This window comes from Anaerocolumna sp., assembly GCF_032079385.1.
Taxonomy (GTDB): domain Bacteria; phylum Bacillota; class Clostridia; order Lachnospirales; family Lachnospiraceae; genus Anaerocolumna.
In genome coordinates this window covers 220,893-243,658 of the sequence record NZ_DAMAUC010000001.1, presented here as the reverse complement: position 1 = coordinate 243,658, position 22,766 = coordinate 220,893, and the positions used below count along the sequence as shown (strand labels likewise).

The 22,766-nt window shown below is 35.7% G+C and carries 20 protein-coding genes; all 20 read right to left on the bottom strand.

Annotated features, from left to right (window positions below; genetic code table 11):
- Positions 1-52: 52 nt before the first annotated feature.
- Positions 53-1,741 carry a sigma 54-interacting transcriptional regulator gene (locus RT261_RS01015; protein WP_313128225.1) on the bottom strand — a complete coding sequence of 563 codons (1,689 nt, stop codon included), beginning with the start codon at positions 1,739-1,741 and terminating at the stop codon, positions 53-55.
- Positions 1,742-1,809: 68 nt separating this feature from the next.
- Complete coding sequence (locus RT261_RS01010) at positions 1,810-2,604, bottom strand: SDR family NAD(P)-dependent oxidoreductase (protein WP_313128223.1); 795 nt, start codon at positions 2,602-2,604, stop codon at positions 1,810-1,812.
- 107 nt (positions 2,605-2,711) lie between these two features.
- Complete coding sequence (locus RT261_RS01005; protein WP_313128221.1) at positions 2,712-3,422, bottom strand: ABC transporter ATP-binding protein; 711 nt, start codon at positions 3,420-3,422, stop codon at positions 2,712-2,714.
- A 1-nt stretch (position 3,423) separates the two neighbouring features.
- A complete protein-coding gene (locus tag RT261_RS01000; protein WP_313128218.1) occupies positions 3,424-4,209 on the bottom strand; it encodes an ABC transporter ATP-binding protein in 786 nt (261 codons plus the stop codon).
- Entirely contained in the window at positions 4,206-5,219 is a 1,014-nt protein-coding gene (locus RT261_RS00995) for a branched-chain amino acid ABC transporter permease (RefSeq protein WP_313128216.1), read from the bottom strand. Before RT261_RS00995 ends, RT261_RS01000 begins: the two co-directional genes overlap by 4 nt.
- On the bottom strand, positions 5,219-6,094 hold the full coding sequence (locus RT261_RS00990; RefSeq protein WP_313128214.1) for a branched-chain amino acid ABC transporter permease: 876 nt from the start codon (positions 6,092-6,094) through the stop codon (positions 5,219-5,221). The genes RT261_RS00995 and RT261_RS00990 overlap by 1 nt, the downstream gene beginning before the upstream one ends.
- 277 nt (positions 6,095-6,371) lie before the next feature.
- On the bottom strand, positions 6,372-7,538 hold the full coding sequence (locus RT261_RS00985; RefSeq protein ID WP_313128210.1) for an ABC transporter substrate-binding protein: 1,167 nt from the start codon (positions 7,536-7,538) through the stop codon (positions 6,372-6,374).
- Between the two features lie 145 nt (positions 7,539-7,683).
- Positions 7,684-8,172, bottom strand: a complete 489-nt coding sequence (locus tag RT261_RS00980) for an L-2-amino-thiazoline-4-carboxylic acid hydrolase (protein WP_313128208.1) — start codon at positions 8,170-8,172, stop codon at positions 7,684-7,686.
- Positions 8,173-8,246: 74 nt separating this feature from the next.
- Complete coding sequence (locus RT261_RS00975; RefSeq protein ID WP_313128206.1) at positions 8,247-9,527, bottom strand: L-cysteine desulfidase family protein; 1,281 nt, start codon at positions 9,525-9,527, stop codon at positions 8,247-8,249.
- Positions 9,528-9,980: 453 nt separating this feature from the next.
- Positions 9,981-11,669 carry a sigma 54-interacting transcriptional regulator gene (locus tag RT261_RS00970; RefSeq protein ID WP_313128202.1) on the bottom strand — a complete coding sequence of 563 codons (1,689 nt, stop codon included), beginning with the start codon at positions 11,667-11,669 and terminating at the stop codon, positions 9,981-9,983.
- A gap of 287 nt (positions 11,670-11,956) precedes the next feature.
- Entirely contained in the window at positions 11,957-12,445 is a 489-nt protein-coding gene (locus RT261_RS00965) for an L-2-amino-thiazoline-4-carboxylic acid hydrolase (RefSeq protein ID WP_313128199.1), read from the bottom strand.
- Positions 12,446-12,501: 56 nt separating this feature from the next.
- Entirely contained in the window at positions 12,502-13,149 is a 648-nt protein-coding gene (dhaL, locus tag RT261_RS00960) for a dihydroxyacetone kinase subunit DhaL (protein ID WP_313128196.1), read from the bottom strand.
- Between the two features lie 13 nt (positions 13,150-13,162).
- Positions 13,163-14,149 (bottom strand): dihydroxyacetone kinase subunit DhaK, encoded by a 987-nt coding sequence (gene dhaK / locus RT261_RS00955; protein ID WP_313128194.1) that lies wholly within the window; start codon positions 14,147-14,149, stop codon positions 13,163-13,165.
- Between the two features lie 96 nt (positions 14,150-14,245).
- Positions 14,246-14,953, bottom strand: coding sequence for an ABC transporter ATP-binding protein (locus tag RT261_RS00950; RefSeq protein ID WP_313128191.1), 708 nt, complete (start codon positions 14,951-14,953; stop codon positions 14,246-14,248).
- Positions 14,937-15,716 carry an ABC transporter ATP-binding protein gene (locus RT261_RS00945; protein ID WP_313128188.1) on the bottom strand — a complete coding sequence of 260 codons (780 nt, stop codon included), beginning with the start codon at positions 15,714-15,716 and terminating at the stop codon, positions 14,937-14,939. The genes RT261_RS00950 and RT261_RS00945 overlap by 17 nt, the downstream gene beginning before the upstream one ends.
- A 60-nt stretch (positions 15,717-15,776) precedes the next feature.
- Positions 15,777-16,823: a branched-chain amino acid ABC transporter permease gene (locus tag RT261_RS00940; protein WP_313128185.1), complete on the bottom strand. Its 1,047-nt coding sequence runs from the start codon at positions 16,821-16,823 to the stop codon at positions 15,777-15,779.
- 4 nt (positions 16,824-16,827) lie between these two features.
- Positions 16,828-17,703, bottom strand: coding sequence for a branched-chain amino acid ABC transporter permease (locus RT261_RS00935; RefSeq protein WP_313128181.1), 876 nt, complete (start codon positions 17,701-17,703; stop codon positions 16,828-16,830).
- Between the two features lie 163 nt (positions 17,704-17,866).
- Entirely contained in the window at positions 17,867-19,024 is a 1,158-nt protein-coding gene (locus RT261_RS00930) for an ABC transporter substrate-binding protein (RefSeq protein WP_313128178.1), read from the bottom strand.
- Positions 19,025-19,088: 64 nt separating this feature from the next.
- Positions 19,089-20,369: an L-cysteine desulfidase family protein gene (locus tag RT261_RS00925; protein WP_313128175.1), complete on the bottom strand. Its 1,281-nt coding sequence runs from the start codon at positions 20,367-20,369 to the stop codon at positions 19,089-19,091.
- 560 nt (positions 20,370-20,929) lie between these two features.
- Positions 20,930-22,648, bottom strand: a complete 1,719-nt coding sequence (locus RT261_RS00920; RefSeq protein WP_313128172.1) for a methyl-accepting chemotaxis protein — start codon at positions 22,646-22,648, stop codon at positions 20,930-20,932.
- Between the last annotated feature and the right edge of the window lie 118 nt (positions 22,649-22,766).

Below are 22,766 nucleotides of genomic sequence, written 5' to 3'. Positions count from 1 at the left end.
TAAGTATTTATTGGGATTAATTAATATAGCGAATCGTTAATATCATATATTTTTACAAATTGTAATCCTCTAATTTGCGGTACAACGTGGCCCTGCTAATTCCTATCAGATTCGCTATTTTAGTTTTGCTATATCCCTCTTTCAGGAAATTTTTTATTTTTTCTTTTTCTATTTCACTAATGGTTTGATTATTTTCTTCCATTTCGTTTTGTCTCAAACCTAAAGAATACAACTCTTCCAGTGATACAATACCCTTAAAGCGCAAAACTATTTGTTCTAATACCACATCGATTTTTGCGGTATCCTCATACCAATTGTATGTATTTAAAAACTCTAAGGCTTCTTCTGATAGTATTACTTCTTCCTTATCATATCTTTTTCTATAGTATTCCAAGCCGGTTAATATCATATTTCGCAATGTCTTATTGCAATTCAGTGGGGGTATTTCTATAACATTCTCGGTTATTCTATAGAAAAGTTCTTCAAGGAATATTCCTTTCTCTACCAATTTCTCTAAGTCAGCAGTGGTGGAGAAAATAAATCGAATATCACTTTTAATTCGTTTTATATTCTTGTAACGGATTTCTCCGTACTTTAAAAAGTAGAGTAAGCGTTTTTGCAAAAATAGAGGCATATCCTCAATATTTTTAAAGAATATGGTCCCACGGTCAGACTTTTGGATTTCACCAAATTCATCAAATATATAATGTTCTAAATGTTCTCTATATATGCTATCACAGTAAATAGGTGTCAGGCCTTGAAGATTTCTGTCGGAATAATTGCAGATTCCCTTAGCAAGGATTTCATTTATATTCTCTGCTTTTCCTTTTATCAAAATCATTTCATTGGTTATGGCCAAGGCTTTTGCCTTATCTAATACATCATTTGGTATAATCCAATCTTTCAGCCACTGAAGGGTTACCACGGAACCTTTTTCAGCAGCTCTTACATTCTGCATAACTTCCACAATTGTTTTGAAAACAAAGACCACTCCGATTTTAGCTCCATTATAATGAATCACTCTGCAGGAAACAAAACCGTAGAAAGAATTACTCTCCAATTCAATTAATGCTTTTTGATTTTCAAACTCATGTCTTGTTTCAAAATAACCATTGATAACTTTATGAGGCAGTATATTTTGAACTTCTTCACCAATATAGTCATTATTTCTTTGGAACATAGCTCGAAATGCTTTGTTGCAGTATTTTATAATTCCTCTGTTATCTGTGAGTACTACCGCATCCGATAATATATCCAATATTTGTTCTCTTTCTTTAACTGCCTGATTTAATTCATTAAATTTTTGTTTTTTTTGAATTCTCCCTACCAGATCTTCAGCCATATTATTAATAAAAATTATAGCACTGTCAATATCCTGAAAAACACCATCGATTCTATGCTTTGGCAAAATCAGGGCAATTGCACCTATTACTATATCATCATAAAAGAGAGGAATACCGATAAAGCCGGCAATCTGACATTTGCCGAAATCTTTGCAGTTTTGACAAATTGGATCTTCATTTTTATTAGGAATAACTATCTTTTGTTGGTTAGCTATTACTTGTCCCACTATGGTGCTAATGCTTACAAGTGAATGCTGGACAAAGTACCTGTTCGTCTCTCCGATAACATTATAATTGTTATCCACAATTAAGACATCCGTATCTATTGTTTTGGCTATAATGTTTGCAAATTGAACTACTGATTCACTAATACTTCCTAGAATCGTTGAAGATGGCATAATATCCCCCTCTTTCTTTATTACCTGCTCTGTTTTAACAAAAGGCTGTCCGCCTGCTATTTGCGATTCTAAGAAAGCCTGCTATTCTTTAAATCATAAGAATAGCAAGGATTTAAAACCACACTGCGTCCACCGGAGATCTCTAAACTTGTGGCAGTAATATAACTGGCCCCATTACTGCAAAGAAAAACTATAGGTTTTGCTATTTCCTCCGGGGAGGCTGCACGTTGTAAAAGAGTACCTTCCGCATTTTTATCCAGTTCTTCTTTGGGAATGGTCTCTTTTACCTTAGGAGTAATAGTAAATCCCGGGAGAACAGCATTAACACGTATTCCATAAGCTGCATATTCACCTGCAAAAGTTGTAGACAAACCTACTACTGCTGATTTAAGAGGCCCATATAAAGTGCTTCGCCCAACTGTTCCGCAGCGTGCTGCCAGAGAGCTGATATTAACAATTGCTCCACCGGTATCTTTCATATAACGGAATGCAGCTTGACACCCATAAACAACGGAATGGAAACAGATTTTAGTAATCCATTCAATCTGATCATAGGTATACTCATCCCCCACTTTGGAAGCAGCGGCACCAACGTTATTAACCCAGCAATCCAGCCTGCCAAAATGCCGGTAAACATTTTCTGCAAATTCGTAAGTTTCTTCCTCCTTGGTTACATCTGCTGTTTGACTATATACTTCTCCATATTCTTTTAATTCTTCTTCCGCTTTTTTCAGTTCCTCCGGATGACGGGAGCAGATAGCCACCTTAGCGCCTTCCAGAAGGAATTGTTTTGCAGCCGCAAAGCCGATTCCTTTACTGCTTCCGGTAATAACCACAACTTTACCTTTTAATTCTAGTTCCATAATATACAACTCCAATTTAATTATTTTAAATACTTATTATTCTATATCTTACCACATAAAATGTCAGCAATAAACAATTCAAACTTTGCATTATTCCTACAGACTTATCATCCGCCAAGATAAGCCTTTTTAACATCAGGATTTACTAATAGTTCTCTACCTTTTCCTTCCAGAATTACATTGCCTATTTCAAGTACATATCCTCTGTCTGCTATAGATAAGGCCATGGAAGCATTTTGTTCAATAAGTAATACAGTTTTACCGGATTCCCTGATCTTTAAAATTAGTTCAAATATTTCTTCTACAACAATGGGAGCAAGTCCAAGTGAAGGTTCATCCAGCATAATAATATCCGGGTCCATCATAAGTCCTCTGGCAATAGCTAACATCTGCTGTTCGCCGCCAGATAGACTTCCTCCGTTTTGCTTGGTACGTTCTTTCAGTCTTGGGAACAATTCATAATTCTTTTCTACCAAATCCGTAATCTGTGGCTTTTTAAGTACCGGATTACCTAAAGTACCTGCAATCAGATTCTCATAAACCGTTAAGGAAGGAAAGATTTTTCTTCCTTCGGGAACATGGCATAACCCCATCTTAACAACTTTATCAGGTGCCATTTTTGTTATTTCTTCCCCTTTAAAAGTAATCTTACCGGAGGCTTTTTGAACTAAGCCGGATATTGACATAAGGGTTGTTGTTTTACCGGCTCCATTACCGCCGATCAGTGTAACGATCTCTCCTTTTTTTACTTCCAGATCAATACCCGTAAGGGCGGTTATATATCCGTAATTTACTGATAGATTTTCTATTTTCAACATATTACATTCCTGCCTCCCTTACTAAGATTCCTTTTCCAAAGTAGGCCTCATTTACTTCTTTGTCAGATTTTACATGTTCCGGATCTCCTTCGCATATTTTCTTGCCAAAGCTTAGTACCAGAATTCTGTTACAGGTATTCATAACAAATTTCATATCGTGTTCAATAACTGCTATGGTGTAACCATCCTTGTGTAATTTCTTTATAAATTCCATAAGGGCTTTTGTTTCATTTGGATTCATTCCGGCTGCCGGCTCATCCAGCAGCAGAATCTTGGGATTTAGAGCTAGCGCTCTGGCTATCTCAACTCTACGCTGAACACCGTATGCCAGATTTCCAGCCATAGTGTCTTTAAACTCAGTCAGTCCAACCTTTTCCAAAATCTCCAGGCCCTTTTTTTCTGCCAGCTCCTCATCCTTCTTATAAGTAGGGGAATGTAATATGGAATCCCATATTTTTGTTTTTGCATGGATATGAAAGCCAATTTTAACATTTTCTAAAACCGACATATATTTAAACAATTGTATATTCTGAAATGTTCTGGCCATTCCTTTTCTTGCAATTACTTCAGAATGCATATTTGTTATGTTCTCGCCATCTAACCATATCTCACCGCTTGTTATGGGATATATTCCTGAACACATATTAAAGAAGGTAGTTTTACCGGCTCCATTAGGGCCAATGATTCCAAATATATCGCCTTGGTTAATGGTCATATCCACGGAATCTACAGCTTTCAGGCCGCCAAAATGTTTTGATACCTGTTTTGCTTCAAGAAGTGCACTCATGCTGCTACCTCCTTCTTTCTCTTTTTACCTTCCCGTTTCTTAATCTTTCCACCGGATAGAATGCTATTGGAAGCGCCAAATAGTCCCTGAGGTCTTAACCACATCATTCCAATAATAAGAATTGCATAAGCTACCATACGGTATTCACTGATAGGCCGAAGAAGCTCTGTAAGAAGGTTTACTACTATAGAACCTGCCACAGGTCCAATCAATGTACCCATTCCACCAATAATTACCATAGAAAGAATGTTAAATCCTTCATCCAATGTAAAGAAGGTAGAATCAATATATCTTGTGTAAGGTGCATAAGCAGCTCCCGCAACACCGGCCCAGAAAGCTCCGTACATAAAGTTTAATGCTTTATATTTGGCGGTTTCAACACCTAATGATCTGGCTGCCAGCTCATCCTCGCGAATGGACATCCAGGCACGTCCAATTCTGGATTTAATAACTCTGCCAGTTACAAATAAGAATATCACAACCAGTCCTAAAAAAATATAATAGTAAGAAATAGAACTTTTAATTCTGATTCCAAAGAAACTGGGAACTTCAATACCTTTCAGCCCCATAGGTCCACCAGTTAAATCACTCCAGTTAAGGGCAATTAAACGAACGATTTCTGAGAAACCTAATGTTACAATAGATAAATATTTGCCTTTTAACTTCAGCGTAGGCAAACAAACTAACAAACCCGCAGTAGCTGCAAAGATACCGCATATAGGAAGGAGTATCCAAAAATTAAAGTTAAGTTTTAAAGACATAATGGCTTCTGTATATGCTCCGATGCAAAAGAATGCAGCGTAACCAATACAAAACTGACTGCTGTACCCGTTAATAACATTCAGTCCTCCTGCCAATAATGCATAAAGAAGAATTCTATCAATAATGCCCATTATGTAACTCTTAGGAAAGAGCACGGGAATCACTAATAACAAAGCGAACCCCACACCAAAAGTAATTAATTTATGTTTTTTATAAAATTCTTTTATTTTTAATATTAGTTCGTTCATTATGGTCGCGCTCCTTTCTTAGAAGCAAATCCTTCCGGTCTTATAATTAATATTAATATTAAGAATCCAAATGCAAATATATCGCGAAAACTTGCAGAAGATATTGTAATACCAAGATTTTCAATAACACCGATTGCAAGACCACCTAATGCTGAAAAGCGAATATCTGTTAAGCCGCCAAGCACTGAGGAGGAAAAGGCTTTCATACCCAGAGAACCGCCCATAGTAGCTTGAAGAGTCTGATAATAAACAGAAATCAGCATACCGGAGATACCGGCTAAACCACAACCAATACAGTTGCCAATCATAGCAGTTCTTCCTACATTAACACCCATTAATGAAGCTGCCTTTTTATCCTGACTTACCGTTCTAAGCTTGATACCCCATCTTGTTTTATTAATAAAGAAGGAAAGTAATCCGGCAAGAACAATAACCGTAACTAAAATTATGATCTGAATCATTGATATTTGTAAAATTCCAATACGAAATACTTTATTATCAATTACATTTAACATTGGTTTCTGGTTTGGTCCAAAATATATCTGTGCCAGATTTTTGATTAACATACTGGTACCTATGGTACAAATTAATGATATATGGGATGGTGCTTCAAAGAACCGATTATAACAGACATAATAAACAAACATGCCAATCAGCCAGGATGCTATGAAGCTGGCAACAATTCCTAAGATTAAGTTATTTCCGACAAATTGGAATATATAAAAGGAGGCAAACGCTCCTATCATGATAACTTCACCATGTGTAAATGTAATTAATCCGGTAACACCAACTACTACGGAGTAACCAATTGCCATAAGTGCATAGATAGCACCCTGGCTAATTCCATTGACTAATTGGTTGAGAAAATACTCCATTAAATTTACCTCCTTATTCTTAAATGGGCTATTTGGGTCATTCTTAGATAGATGCTAATTAACTTGGGGGAACATTTTTCTTTTCATGTGTCATTCTGAGTATAGATTCTGTTCTTCTGACTAGCTCAGAAGGGTTTTTTAAGAGTCAGCAGAATTAGGTTCTATTAGACTCAGAATGACAACTAATTTTTAAATAGAAATGGAAAGCCTAAGAATGACATAATTATGTCAATTCAAAGTAGTTTTGCACGCCCATGTTATCCGATAATGGACTATTTTATTTGGAATAATCATATCCTTCTTTAATCACGAATTTGCCATCTTCCACAGCACAAATTAAGTATTGTCTTGAAATGTCTCCTGCTTCCGAGAATTTTATCGGACCTGCAAGACCTTCTATTTCTGCCTTTTGCAGATTATCACGAATGGCATCTCTTGTAATTTCTCCGTTACCAATCATTTCAACGGCTTTCGCTAAAAGATATACACAGTCATATGCAACAACCGGATGTACGGTTGGTTCAAAACCGGATTTTTCTTTAAAGGTATCTTTCCATGCTGTATGCGCTTCATTATTCAGGTCGAAGAAAAAAGGAGTTGAAGTAATTAATCCTTCCGCATTCTCACCGCAAAGATCAAGAATCTGCTGAGAAGTTCCCGGTCCTAAAGTAGTCATTTTTACATCCCAGTCAAGTTGTACAACCTGATTAACGATTTGAGGAACAGCCCCCTGATCAAAAATTATAAGTACTTCCGGGTTTGCCGCTTTTAATTTTAGAATAACGGAGGAGAAGTCTTTTTCATCCTGTACATAATTTGCTTCAGCCACTATATTTAAGCCAGCTTCTTTTGCTCCTTTTACAAAATTATCATGGGAAGCAACACCCCAGTCACTATTGATGTATATAAGAGCAACTGATTTTACTCCAAGATATTTATCAATAATGTATTTTGCAAAGAAAGGAGCTTCCGCATCCTGACGTCCCATAATGGAAAACGTATATGGACTCATTCCTGCATAGTCCGGATTAGAAGCGGTAGGTGAGAGCTGAACAATACCGGCTGCATCTACAATTGGTGCATTGGCCATGCAGGCACCGGATGCGAAATCACCTATAATAGCCATGATTTCTTTGTCATCCCCGAATTTTCTTGCTAAGTCAGAACTTTCTTTTTGGTCACCTTTTGAGTCAGCCACTTCAATTGCAAGTTTGTAACCATTTACACCACCAGCAGCATTAATTTCATCTACAGCCATTGCAGTAGCTATTTGAAAACCTTTTCCATACTCTGCATTGGTTCCTGTTAATGGAGCCAGCAGCCCGAACTTAATAACCTTTTCTCCCTCAGCGGAAGTTTCATCACTTTTCTTTTCTTTACCGCAGCCTGTTAATAAGGTTGCAACCATCATTACAGTTAGTAATACCGACAATACTTTTTTCATGTTCTTCCTCCTTCTCTTCTAATTCCCTGAATTCAGAGAATTATTTGGATAAACATTGCATACATAAAACAAGCCAGTATTATGCCATTTCTTACTTCTGATCAGGCTTGTATATGCGTACTACATTATATGTATTCACAAAATACTACTTGTGAAAATGTAGTTTACATTTAGAACATCCTTTAGCAATAGTATCTGTTAAGTTGAGTTCTAATCCCATAGCTTCTGCAATCCCTCTGTCCCCATCCATAGCAATGTCACATAATAATGCACATCTTTCATCGTCAAAGCCAAGTTTTTTCCATGAATTTACTAAAGCGCAGTAATTGAATTCTACTTTCACATCATCATGAGTGGCTTCAATATTCTCCATTTCAAATGTCTTAATACCGATATCTCCTAAAAATGCATGTCTGAAATCCACACAGTTTTCAGGATCTGAACATTGAGCTTTAAAACCTTCACCATGAATATTCCCGCAGCGTTTAATAGCTCTTCTTAAAATCCCCTCTGCATCTGCTCCTGCTTTCACAGCTTCATCATAGATAAGACCCATCCATGCAGCTCTGTGTTCTACCTGAGCTCTGTTAATGTCAATTTTTTCTTCCCTGATTTTGGCTTCATTTTTAATCATATATCCTGTCTCCTTTTTAAATAATATTTATTAAAACACTTTGGTGTCTCAATCTTAATTAAACTCCTGATTCCTTAGTCTTCTACCATAATTTTTAAAACCACATCATCTGTTGCTTTCATCCCCTCTTTGGCAAGTTTAACTACTCCATCTACTGTATTCTCTATATTATCTTTTACAATACCGTCACCGGGTGCAAATGCTTTACCTCTTAAAGACATCATAGTTGCAACAATCGCTGCATCTACACTGGAAGCAATTTTAGCTGCACAGGAGGATTTTGCTCCATCACAGATGATTCCTGATACATTGGCTAAGGTATTGGTAATGGTTTGTGAAATCTGTTCTAAACTTCCATCATAAAGGTAGGTTATACCTGCTCCTGCACCAGCAGCCGCACTGACTGCACCGCAATATGCAGATAATCTTCCGATTCCTGACTTTTGATAAATTGCTATTAAGTTGCTGATACATAGGGCACGATATATCTTTTCTTCCGTACAATCTAATCTTTTTCCATATTCGATTACCGGTAAGGAAGCTGTCATACCTTGATTGCCACTTCCGGAGTTAATTACTACCGGCAATTCGCAGCCACTCATACGTGCATCAGAACCTGCCGCTGGCATTGCCTTTGCACGAACCTTAATATCATCACCGTAGACTTCCAAAAGGGTTGCTCCAATGCTTGCTCCATAAGGATGTCTCAGGCCTTCTTTAGCAATTGCCGTGTTATACTTAATTTGCTTCGCAAGTACTCCTTCTACTTCAGAAATATCTACAATATTGGAGAATTCAACAATGTCTTCTACATTTAATAAGTCATAGTTTATATCGCTGTCTTCCTCCATTTCTATACTGTGAGGAACATCTAAAAGAACCTCACCATTTTTCTCAACCCTGACAATTCCTGTATGTGTATGTATAATTTCCACTAACGAGTGTTGGTTTCCTTGATACATTTTAATAATGATATGAAGTTTTGCAGGAGTATCTAAAATTTTGGTTTCACATATATTCTCTGCTAGTAATCTTCTTGTTTCTTCTACGTCTTCTTCTTTTACCCCCCTTAAAACTTCCAACCCTTTTGAAGGATCTCCCCCTACTGCGCCTATGATAGAAGCAGCTTCAATTCCTTTTAAATTCCTGGTAGTGGGTACGATAACACCTTTTGCATTCTTAATAATGTTACCGCTGCATTCTGCAACAATCTTATCCGGAAATCCTCCTAAAATCTCTCTTGCCTTAGCTGCCCCGTATGCAATAGCAATAGGCTCCGTACAGCCTAAAGCAGGGACTAACTCTCTTTTTAAAATATTTATATATGTGTCATACTGCTCTTTTGTTATGTTCATATCGATGCTCCTTACAAAGTATTCATATAATTGTCTCATTCTGGTACAACTGTCTCTTTATGTATATATTATAACATATTACCAAAATAATTCAATCATTTTCAATTTGATTATGCACATTTAACAAATATTCTTTGTTTTTCACAAATATGCAAACCAAGATAGGTGTTGTTTTTGTATTCTTTGTATAAAATATCAAGATACACTTGTCTCTAACTGATACAATTTAACAAAAGTGTGATATGTTGTTTCAATTGCCCTCATGCCTTTTATTCCCATTTTTAGGCAACGCATTTCTTCTTGTATAAATACAAAAGGTCATAACCACAATTGCTTGTCAGTTACAACCTTTTTAAACAAATAAAAAAGAGCTGTAGTATTTAGTCATTTGAAAATACAATAAAACAATATTTTCAATATATGACAGATTCTACAAACAGCTCTTTTTGTTCTCTATAAACCATACTCGGTCATCTTCCGATATAACGTAGCCCGGCTAAATCCAAGCATTTGGGATATTTGGGTTTTGTTATAACCTTCTAATAGTAAATCTTTAATTTTCTCTTTCTCCATATCGCTAATGGATACAATCGCCTCTACTTCTGTTTTTAACAGGCCCATATGTTCAATATCTTCACCAGTAACATTGCCGCTATTTCTTATTACTATTTGTTCTAATACCTTTTCCAATTCATTAATATTATCATTCCAATTGTATGTAATCAATAATTTAATTGCGGAATCAGATAATACAATATCTTCTTTCCTATATTTTATTTGATAAAATTTAAAACCGGATTTAATAATATTTCGAAGTCCTTCTTTATTATTGTTAAAAGAGGGTATTTCTATTAGATTTTCTGCAATACGGTAATAGAGTTCATCTAAAAATATTCCCTGCTTCACCAATTGAAGTAAATCTTGTGTTGTGGAAAACATTAAACGAACATCACTGCAGATTTTAGTTATTCCATAGTTACGAATGGTTCTGTTTTTTATAAATTCCATCAGCTTTTTCTGTAAATAGATTGGAAGGTGTTCCACATTATGCAATAGTATGGTTCCACCATCTGCTTTTTGCAATTCACCGAATTCGTCAAATACAAAAGGCTCAAAAAGATCTCTGTAAACATTGTCACAGTATACTGTAATTAATCCTCTTAAATTGCGGTTGGAATAATTACAGATAGCTTTTGCCAACATTTCATTTAAATTTTGACTTTTCCCATGTATTAATAGAGTATCATTTGTAACGGAAATGGTTTTCGCTTGTTCTAAAATGTCATTAGAAAACAAATAATCCTTTAGCCAATGAAAGGTAACAAGAGAACCTTTACCAGCAGCACTTGCATCTTGAAGTAAATCATTAGTAGACCGGAAGATAAACATTACTTGTGATTGGGAGCCTTTTGTACGTACAAGCTTACAGGAGGCAAAACCATAAAAAGTACGATTTCCAAGATCTAATAATATTTTTTGATTTTTAAAGGTATTCCTTGTCTCAAAAAAGTCTTCCAGTAATTTATGGGGTAATATATTCTGAAGTTGTTTTCCAATAATATTTTGATCTAAATTCATATTAGCATGGAACTTCCTATTGGCATATTGAATAATTCCAAAATTATCGGTTAAAACAATTGCATCAGAGATAGTATCTAAAATTGCTTCCCTTTCCTTTATAGTATGCTTTATTTCATAATTTTCATTTTTATTTTTCAGTTTCCCAACTAAAACTGCGGCCATATTTTCTATAAATGCGATAGAATAATCTAAATCCTGAAATATTGAGGATATCCTGTGTTTTGGGAAAATCATAGCAATTGCGCCAATTACCCTATCCTCATAATAGATAGGCACACCAATAAATCCAACAATTTGGCACTTATCTATTTGTTTACATTTTTTACAGATATAAAAATCCCTTTTATCGGCAATTACTACCTTTTCTTGTTTTACTATTACTTGTCCAATCATGGTATCCATTCCGATTTCAGAATACTGACTAAAATAACGGACAGTTTCACCAATTACATTAAAATTGTTATCCACTATTAATACATCAGCATCTACTCTCTTAGAGATTTCATTAGAAAATTCTATTACGGAATCTTTAATACTACCTAAAAGTGTAGAAATAATCATACTAACCCTCCATGCTTCCAATAGCTGCGAATTTGGGCACGAGCACAAAATTTGCACTTTCCCTTTTACTTTCCCCATAATAATTATTATATTATTATAGCACAACATACCATTTTGATAAATAATTACCGGCTCTCTTTTTTTCACCATTTAAACATGTACAATTATGGTACTTGTTTGTAGCATAAAGGAGAATACATATATTCATTTTAATAGATAATTTTGAATTATATGCATTCTCCTTCCAATATACTAATAATATGTATATCAGTAAATAGTAGAGCTTATTATTTCTTATCTACTTTCTTAAAACAGACTTCACAGATATTGTCGCCCTTTGCAATGGTTTTTCCTAAGTTGAATTCAAAGTTAGGGAATGTACTGGCAATACCTCTGTCACCATCCATAGCTATATCGCATAACGTGGCGATTTCTTCTTCATCATTGGTTAGTTTTTTCCACGCAGCAACCAATGGACAGTAATGGAATTCAATGTTGAATTCATCTTCTGTTAATGTAGTATCCATTTCGAAGATATTTTTTACATTCTCAGATATAAATTCTGGCGCAAATACTGCAAGATCATCTGTCTGTGTATATTTGTTATTGCCATGGAAACATCCACATGCTGTAATTGCATCTCTCGCGAAATCATAATCTAAGCCTCTTTTTTTGGCTTCCTGAATTAAATAATAGAACCAAGTCGCTCTGTGTTCAATTCCATCTCTCAAATCTTTAATATGTTGTCCTCTGTCGCTTGCTTCATTCTTAATCATAGTTGTTGTCTCCTTTGTTTTATTTTATATATTACACTACTTTGTAGTTATAATCCTTACTGTAACTTTTCTAATGCATAATCCATTAAAGTTGATATTTGATAAGACATGGTCACTGCTCCGGGATCCAAATGTCCTAATCCTTTGTTAGCCTGGTATGTAGCTCTGCCACGTACCGCTTCCATATTCTTTGTATTTTCTGCTCCATCTGCAGCTGCTTTCTTTACTAAAGCAAAAGTCTCTTCTTCAGACAAACCTTTTTCAATGGACTCTTTATAGCAGGTAACTGCAGGATCCAAACTATCTATCATAGTCTTCCAGCCAGGTTGTGCATTTCCTCTTGCCGTAATTGCCTCCAGCATTGCAGCAAGAATTTCGCATAAGTCTTTACTGGTTATAACTTCTTTATCTTTTAAAGTTTTAGCAGCACCTAAATACGCGCTTCCATATAATACACCTGATGATCCGCCAATAACAGACATCATAATCTTTCCTATTTCTTTAAACTCTTCAAATAAGTTTAAAGTCTCTAGTCTATCTGCTTCTTCTACCAGTTTTTCAAAACCCATATTTATGTTGCTCCAATGGTCTCCATCACCGGTTGCAGAATCTAATTCTGTTATGTAATCTCCATTTGCATGGATTAAATCATAAGCTCTTTTGATATATTCCACATAATCTTTGCTGGTTAATTGTAATGCCATACTGTAAACCTCCTTATAAAACCTTTAATGCAGGTGTGTCGCACGGTGCATCCAGTAATTCTTTTAGTTCATCATCCAGTTTCATTAAAGTTAATGAGCAGCCAGTCATATCTAATGCTGTCATATAGTTTCCAACAAATGTTCTATATACTTTAATATTCTTTTCTTCTAAGAGTTGCTGTACTTCATTATTTAAGATATAAAGTTCCATTAACGGAGTACCACCGAGGCCATTAACCATAAGTGCAACTTCACTATTGCTGTAATCATAGTCTTCTAAGATTTTATCTAATAAAATTCCGGCTAATTCTTTGGCAGTCTTTATATTCGTACGTTCCACTCCGGGTTCACCGTGAATTCCCATACCGATTTCAATTTCGTCATCACCTAATACAAAGCCCGGTTTTCCAACGGCTGGCAGTGTACATGGAGTCATAGCCATTCCCATGCTTCTAATATTAGCAATTGCCTTTTCTGCTGCTGCCTTTACTTCTTGCAGGTTTGCTCCTGTTTCTGCTTTTGCTCCGGCTATCTTATGTACAAATACAGTTCCTGCAATGCCTCTTCTGCCAGTGGAATAGGTACTGTCCGGTACTGCAACATCGTCTTTCACAACAACGGTTTCCACTTCAATGTCATCCATTTCGGCCATGTCTTTTGACAAGCCAAAGTTCATAATATCACCGGAATAGTTCTTAATAATCATAAGAACACCTTTACCTGAATTGGTTTGATTAATACCTTCGATAATACGGTCCGGACTTGGAGATGAGAACACATTACCTGAAACAGCAGCATCTAACATACCTTTACCAACATATCCTGCATGTGCCGGTTCATGTCCTGCACCGCCGCCGGATATAACTGCTACTTTGTCTGATTTTTCTCTTCTTGTAATAACTTCTAATTTTTCAATGTATTTTAAACTTGGATACGCTTTTTCCATACCCCGTAAAAGTTCACTAACTACATCGGTTGGTTTATTAATTATCTTCTTCATATGAGCCTCCTATTTCATGTTGAATTTAACCCAAATATTACTTGCCTTTTTCATTCTCACTTTGCTGTTATAAAACAAACATTGATATAAACTGAATTATCCCTGACCCAAATATGCTTTTTTAACTCTAGGATCGTCTGCAATATCTTTTGCGATGCCTGACATAGATACTTTACCATTTTCAAGCACATAGGCACGATGTGAAACAGAAAGAGCCATATTCGCATTCTGCTCAATTAATAAAATCGTAGTTCCCTGACTATTTATTATTTCAATCAAGTCAAATATTTGTAAAACAATATTGGGAGCTAAGCCTAAGGAAGGTTCATCTAAGAGCAAGAGTTCCGGATTACTCATTAAAGCTCGTCCAATAGCTAACATCTGCTGTTCTCCGCCAGATAAAGTTCCTGCCACTTGTTTAAAACGTTCCTTTAGTCTGGGGAATAATTCATAAACTCTTTCAAAACCTTCTTGTATCTTATTTTTATCTTTTATATTATAAGCACCTAATCTTAAGTTTTCTTCTACAGAAAGACCTGGGAAAACTTCTCTTCCTTCCGGGGAAACACTGATACCTTCCTTGGAAATATTGTATGGAGGCATATTGGTGATTAGCTTATTCTTAAAAGTTATGCTTCCCTGCCCGGAGCGGACAATACCACAGATGGAGTTAATTAAAGTTGATTTACCAGCGCCATTACTGCCGATAAGCGAAACAACTTCTTTCTCCTTTACATCCATAGTAATACCTTTTAATGCATGAACATTTCCATAATAGGTATGTAAATCATTTACCTTCAGCATTTTTTCTCCCCCTTCCCAAGTAAGCTTCGATAACTCTTTCATTGTTAGCGATTTCTGCAGGCAGGCCGCTTGCAATCGGTTTACCGTGGTCAATTACGTAGATTCTGTCAGAAATATTCATAACAACGCTCATATCATGCTCAATCATGATAATGGTGTATCCTTGTTGTTTTAAGGAACGAATGAATTGCAATAATTCATCTGATTCCTGTGGATTCATACCTGCCGCCGGTTCATCCAGCAAGATCAGCTTTGCTCCTGTAGCAATAGCTCTTGCTATTTCTAACTTCCTTTGATCTCCGTAAGGGAGATTTTCTGCGTAATCATCACGATAACGATCCAATCCAATGGACTTTAATATCTCAATTGCTCTAAGAACTTTATCATCTTCCTCTTTCCTAAACTTAGGGGAACGAATTACACTCTCTAATAAATTGTATTTTGTTCTGATATGGGTACCAACTAATACATTTTCAACAACACGTAAATCATTGAAAAGACGAATATTTTGAAAGGTTCTTGAAATACCGCTTTTGACGATTTGCTGCGGTTTTAAGTTATGGATTGGTTTTCCATCAAAAATGATTTCGCCTTCGTCTATTTTATATACTCCTGTAAGCATGTTAAAAACAGTTGTCTTACCGGCACCATTTGGTCCAATGATACTGACAATTTCACCTTCATTTACTTCAAAGCTTACTTTATCTACTGCCACAATACCACCGAATCTTTTTGTTATACCATTAACCTGTAAATATGCCATATTTTCATAGCTACTGATAACAGCTAGCTCTCCTTTCTCAATACTTTAATATGAAACCTCTTACGAAGGTGAATTTTCTAAATCCTGCAATCTCTTTTTCACATTCTTTGAAAGCTTATATGGCATCTGAGATTTCCATCCAAGTAAGCCTTGAGGACGAAAACGCATCATGAATACTAAGATCAGACCATATACAACGAAACGATAATCCATTAACTTTCTGGAAACCTCAGGGAAAGAAATCAGCACAACTGCTCCCACATACATTCCTCTTATAGTTCCCATACCTCCTAAAATTACGATGCTTAAAATTAATGTTGAAATATCGAAAGTAAAGGAGTTTGGATCCACATATCCAATTAATGTTGCATAAAATGCACCTGCTACTGCAGATATAAAAGCGGATAAAACAAACGCTAAAACTTTATAATAAGTTACGTTGATGCCCATCATGATGCCGGCCATTTCATCTGTCTTAATTGCCAAAAACGCTCGGCCCGTTTTCGAATTAATAAGAACAATACAAAAAATAGTAGTTAATGCCACTAGAATCAGCATCATATAATATAAGCCATTGTTAGCTAATGTCAGTTTTATTCCGAATATTTCAGGCTTTGGAATATTTTTAACACCAAGAGTTCCATTGGTAACAGAATCCCAGTTCATCAAAACAGTTCTAACTATTTCACCAAATCCCAAGGTAACGATAGATAAATAAGTTCCTGTAAGTCTTAAGGTAGGAAGACCCAGAAGGAGTCCAAAAAAAGCAGCCATTAATCCACCTAAAATTGCAGCTGGTATAAAATTCATGCCGGATTTAATCGCTATGATAGAAGCAGTATAAGCTCCAATGGCTACAAAGCCTGCATGTCCTAAAGATACCAGTCCTGTATAACCGGTTAGGATATTAAGTCCTAAGCCCAGCATAATATAGATACCTATCTTAATCAGAATATTCATTATGTATTGACTAAATCCCAGATGCGGTGCTACCAGCAGTATGGCAATACCAATGATTCCAATAGGCAGCTTGTATTTACTAATAAATGCTTCTAAATTGTAAATAAATCCTTTATCAGATTTTGCAGATACCATTTTTTTCACCATATCATTACACCTTAGTTATACCTTTCTTACCAAATAATCCATTAGGTCTAATTATTAAAACGAGAATTAATATAATAAATGCCGTACAATCTCGATAGGAGGATCCAAATACTGTTGCTGTAATAGATTCGGAAACACCTACAATTAGACCACCGATTAAGGAACCTGGTAAACTACCAATGCCGCCCAGTACCGCTGCGGCAAATGCCTTTAAACCTGCCATGTATCCCATATTAGGATATACAATCTGATAATATCCGCTTATTAAAACACCAGCTATAGCCGCTGAAACGCCGCCTAAAAAGAAGGTGAAGGAAACGATAAAGTTTACATTGACACCCATTAAATTTGCTGCTTTTGCATTTTGCTGGGAAGCACGCATGGCTAAACCAATTTTTGTTTTATTTACGATTATTACAAGGACTATCATTAGTAAAAGAGAAACAAGAAACATAAATATCTGAGAAGAATTTATTTGAACGGAGCCTAAATTCACAGTTCCATAATCAAATAATCCTGGAAATGGCTTCTTCTCACTACCCATAAAAGCGGTTAATAGGTTTTGAATAATATTAGAGATACCAATTGTTGTAATTAATGATGCAATTGGTATAGAATGTTTTTTTCTTAAAGGTTCCAGTGCAGTTTTGTCTATTGCAATGCCTAACAAACCTGTTAATACTAAACTTAATACAACGGCAGGAATTATTCCAAAGTTCATTCCAACAAACAGTAATGCCATATGAGCTCCGAAAGCATAGATAGAACCATGAGAAAAATTGACCAGTCGTAATATACCAAAAACGAGAGAATAACCAACTGCAATCAAAGCATAAGCCATTCCAATTGACAGCCCATTAAATATTTGTTGTATAATCATTTTTTCACAATTGCAGGAAATCTCCTGTCAATATACTCCTTTCAAGCAAAGTTAAATTAAGTAATTTATTTGAGCGGAAGCGGATTGTGGGTTGTTTGAGGGAACGAAGGTACATCCGCTTTCGCTCTTTGTAAACTTACAAAATGCAGTAAAATATACTTAATTACTTCATTTGAACAAATTTACCGTTTTCAATAGTAACTTTAACGAATTCTTTCTGAACATCACCAGTTTCATCGAATTTCGTATCACCAGCTACACCTGGATACTGAACCCCGGTTAAGGCTTCTCTTACTTTAGCAGAGTCTGTTGTGCCTGCTTCTTGAATAGCTGTTAATAACATACCAACAGAGTCATAAGCCTGAGAAGTTAATGCACTTGGTTCATTTCCGAATTTTGATTTGTATTTTTCTACATATTCTTTGATTGCTGGATCTTCAGAACCCGAGAAGAAAATAACAGGGAATCCAACACCTTCTACATCTTCTCCGCCTAATTCTATTAACTGCTGACTGTATGCATTGGAGAATCCTACAATTTTGATATCAGGATTAACACGTTTATATTGTTTTGCAACCGGAGCAACTAAATTATACATACCTGCACAAATTACAACATCTGCACCAGCCTCATTTAATTTTGTAATAGCTGGGCTGTAATCATCAGAACCTTCCACTACTTCTTCATGAGCAACAACTTTAACTCCATCACTTCCAAGTTCTGTCGCTAAATCTTTGATAACCTGAGCTGTACCGGTACCCCAGTCAGTTTTGATGGATATAATACCAATGTTTTTCTTTCCAAAATTATTAACAGCAATATCAAGGCTGGCTTTTGCCTCTGTACTGATTACTGTATTGTTTCTGAAAATGTAATCACCGATACCGGAATAATCTTTATGCGAAGCTGAAGGAGAGATTTCAATGATTTTATTTTCTTCATAAACAGGAGCTGCTGTCATACAGACACCGGATGCGAAATGTCCGATAACACCTACGATGTCTTTTGCGCTTACGATTTTTTGAGCTATTGTGGCAGCTTCTTCTGAAGAGTTCTTATCGTCATATGGTACAATATCAACTTGTTTGCCAAGTACACCGCCCTTTGCATTCCATTCTTCTGCCATCATATTGGCAGCATTCAGGAAACCTTGACCATACTCTGCGTTATCGCCTGTCATAGGAGCTGCAACTGCAATTTTAATTGTGTCATCTGATGATGAACCTGTTTCTGTAGAGCCTTTTTTACCGCACCCTGTAAGCAGGGAAATTGTCATTGCGGAAACCATTGCCAATGATAAAACTTTTTTCATCTTTTTCATAAAATACACCTTCCCTTTTTTATATTTTCCCAATCTTTAGTATCCTTAATGTTCCTTTAATCGATTATTTTTCAACCATAATCTTTAAAACCACATCATCTGTTTCTTTCATACCCTCCTTTGCCAGTCGGACTACTCCATCGACTGTTCCTTGTATGTTATCTTTAACTATTCCATCACCCGGTGCAAATGCTTTACCTCTTAAAGACATCATAGTTGCGACAATTGCTGCGTCGACACTAGAGGCAATTTTTGCTGCACAAGAGGATTTTGCTCCGTCACAAATGATACCTGAAACATTAGCTAAAGTATTGGTAATGGTTTGTGAGATTTGTTCCAAATCTCCTCCGTAAAGATATGTGATACCAGCTCCTGCACCTGCTGCTGCACTAACTGCGCCACAGTAAGCTGATAATCTACCGATTCCTGACTTTTGATAAATTGCTATTAAATTACTGATACATAATGCACGATAAATCTTTTCATCAGAACAGTCTAATTTCCTTCCGTATTCTACTACCGGCAAGGAAGCTGTCATACCTTGATTACCACTTCCGGAGTTAATCACTACAGGAAGTTCACAACCACTCATACGCGCGTCGGAACCTGCTGCTGGCATTGCCTTGGCACGAACCTTAATATCATCGCCGTAAACTTCTAAAAGAGTAGCTCCAACATTGGCCCCATAGGGGTGTCTTAAGCCTTCCTTAGCGATTGCCGTATTATATTCAATTTGCTTTGCAAGGACTTCTTCTATTTCAGAAATATCTACAATATTAGCAAATTCCACTATGTCTTCAACATTTAATAAATCATAGTTAATATCGCTGTCTTCCTCGGCTTCCACATCATGAGGAACATCCAGAAGGACTTCACCATTTTTTTCAACACGAACGATTCCTGTGTGAGTATGTATGGTTTCTACTAAGGAATAATTGTTTCCTTTGTACATTTTAATAATGATATGAAGTTTTGCAGGAGTTTCAAGAATTTTTGTCTCGCAAATATTCTCGCTTAATAATTTTCTGGTCTCTTCTACATCTTCTTCCTTTACATTACATAAGACTTCCAATCCTTTTGAAGGATCTCCGCCAACTGCTCCTATAATAGAAGCCGCTTCAATACCTTTTAAATTCTTGGTAGTAGGTACAATAACTCCTTTAGCATTTTTAATAATGTTGCCACTACATTCTGCAACTATTTTATCTGGAAAATCACCTAGTACTTCCCTGGCTTTAGCCGCTGCATAAGCAATGGCTATTGGTTCTGTACATCCTAAAGCGGGAACCAACTCGCGTTTTAAAATACCAACATATGTAAAATACTGTTCTTGTGTTATGCTCATACTATTGCTCCTTACAAAGTATTCATTAAAGTGTGTCATTTTGATATATGTTTCTCTTTATGTACAAATTATAACATATTACTAAGTTTTTGCAAGTATTTTAGCTCAAATTATACATATATTACAACTTTTCTCACGAAATATACAAATTGCACCTTATGTGCCAGGGCTTTTTTGTTAATTTTATATAATCAGTTTCAAAATACGTGTAATATTTTGAAACACATGAATAAAATTATTCATTATCTTCCTTTCTCTTTTCAAAAAAATATTCTAAAATTCCTAATAAAAAGATAGATTTTTATAACTTTGCACAAAAATAAGGCCATAACTGGCAAACACTGGCTAATCATGGCCTTTCATGGTTTTTAAATACTTATTACAGAATCACTTTTCTTCTTTACGGCTATTCCACTCTTACACTTGTGTATCATTTTAAAACGCCCATTCATTTCAAGAGTGTTAAAAATATTGATACAGCAAAGTATTATTGTAAAAAAGGTGCCTGCTACTACAAGCTATAAAGTAATCATGCACCTAATTTTATATTAAATATTAAGTCACTTACTGATTTTGAATTTTAACACCGTATCGTTTAATATTGCCGCAAGTTCAGCCTGGCTTTGTGTTGTGGATGCTACCTGCTGTATTGCTATTGAAGCTTCACTTAGGCTATTTTTAATCATTTCTACTTCTTCATTGGATTTTTGAGTGGTTACTGCTATGTTTTGTATCGCTTCACTTACTTGATCAATAGAAGCTGCTAGTTCTTCTGTCATGGCTGCTATCTCTTCAGACATCTGGCTGGTATTATCAGAATCTTTATAATACTGCTTTCCAGCATTTCCGAATTCTTCGAATTTGAGATCAACATTTTCGTTAATGAACTTTAAAGTTTCATTACCATTTACAGATAAATTTCCAAACGCTTCCTGTACTTTCAATATTGTCTCCTGAATCGCAGATACTGCTTGTGAAGATTGCTCAGCCAGCTTTCTTATCTCATCTGCAACTACAGCAAAACCTTTACCCTGTTCTCCTGCTCTTGCAGCTTCTATAGCCGCATTTAAAGATAGTAAATTTGTCTGCTCTGATATACTTGCTATGGTCTCTGCCATAACACGGATATTATCCACTACTTTTCCATCTTCAATGGCTTTTAATACTTTCTCACGCTTTTCAGCATATAGAGTTCTAACCTCTTCGATGGCTTCGGTTCCTTTTCTTTCAACTTCCCTTGCTCTTTGTTTCGCTTCTCCGGCATTACTGCTGCCCTCTATTGCTTTATCGGATAATACATTAATACTGGAGTCAACTTCCTCTACAGATGCAGTTATCTCCTCCGAAGTTGCACTGGTATCCTGGATGCCAATCACTATATGTTTCACCGACTCGTCAATGTATTCTACTTTTGCAGTTATTTCTTCAACTGTAGCAGAAAGTTCTTGGCTTGCAGCACTCATTTCCTGAGAATTTTCCATGATTAGTTTTACTAAATTGCTTACATTATCTTGTGCTATATTTAATGCAGCTGCCGTTTGTCCAAACTCATCTTTTCTCTTCAAAGCAATAGGAACAGAGAAATCATATTGGGACAGCCTGGTAGCAAGTTCTCTAATTTTAACCAATGCAGAGTTTATATTGCGCATCATAATAAAGCTGACTAATATAGCAAGCGAAAGTCCTATAACCCCAAGAATGGAAGTTATCATGTTAGAGCTTATAAATATAACTTGATTTTCCTCATTAAATGCTTTTGCATGATCAAAATTGGCTTGAATCATAGTATCTAAATTCGTCATCATAGCCACTCTCACCGCAGACAATTTTTTATAATTCTCTACTGCATTAGCATAATCACCGCTATCTAAAGCTCTCTTTATGGCAAGCCTTTGATTTCGGTACTCTTCAAATTGACTTTGAAAAATCGGTAAGGTTTTTTGTTCTTTTTCCGTTAAGAATAAAGTTTGATAGCTTTCAAGAAGATCCATGATTTCAGATGTATTAGATTCAATTTCATCTAACAATTTTGATTTCACAGACTCATCTTTTACGTATATAAGCTTTAAGAAATTGCTTTCGATTTCCACAAGGCTTATATTTATTTCTTTTAGTTTACTGACACCATGTACTTTATCCTGGTACATATGCTGGGAATTATTCGCTACCCTTTCTAATGAACTGGTGGCATAGAACCCGATTATAACTATAATTATAGCTAGTACTAGGTAAGAAAAAATTAACTTTGTTCTTACTTTTAAATTACTTAAAAACCGCATATAAATGTCTCCTTCTGTAATGTATTAGCTTTTTACTTCTAGTTGTGAAGTAAAATTAAATTTGTTTGTATGAGGATATAGCATACAAACGAAAACTTTGTAAGGATTAGTAAATAAA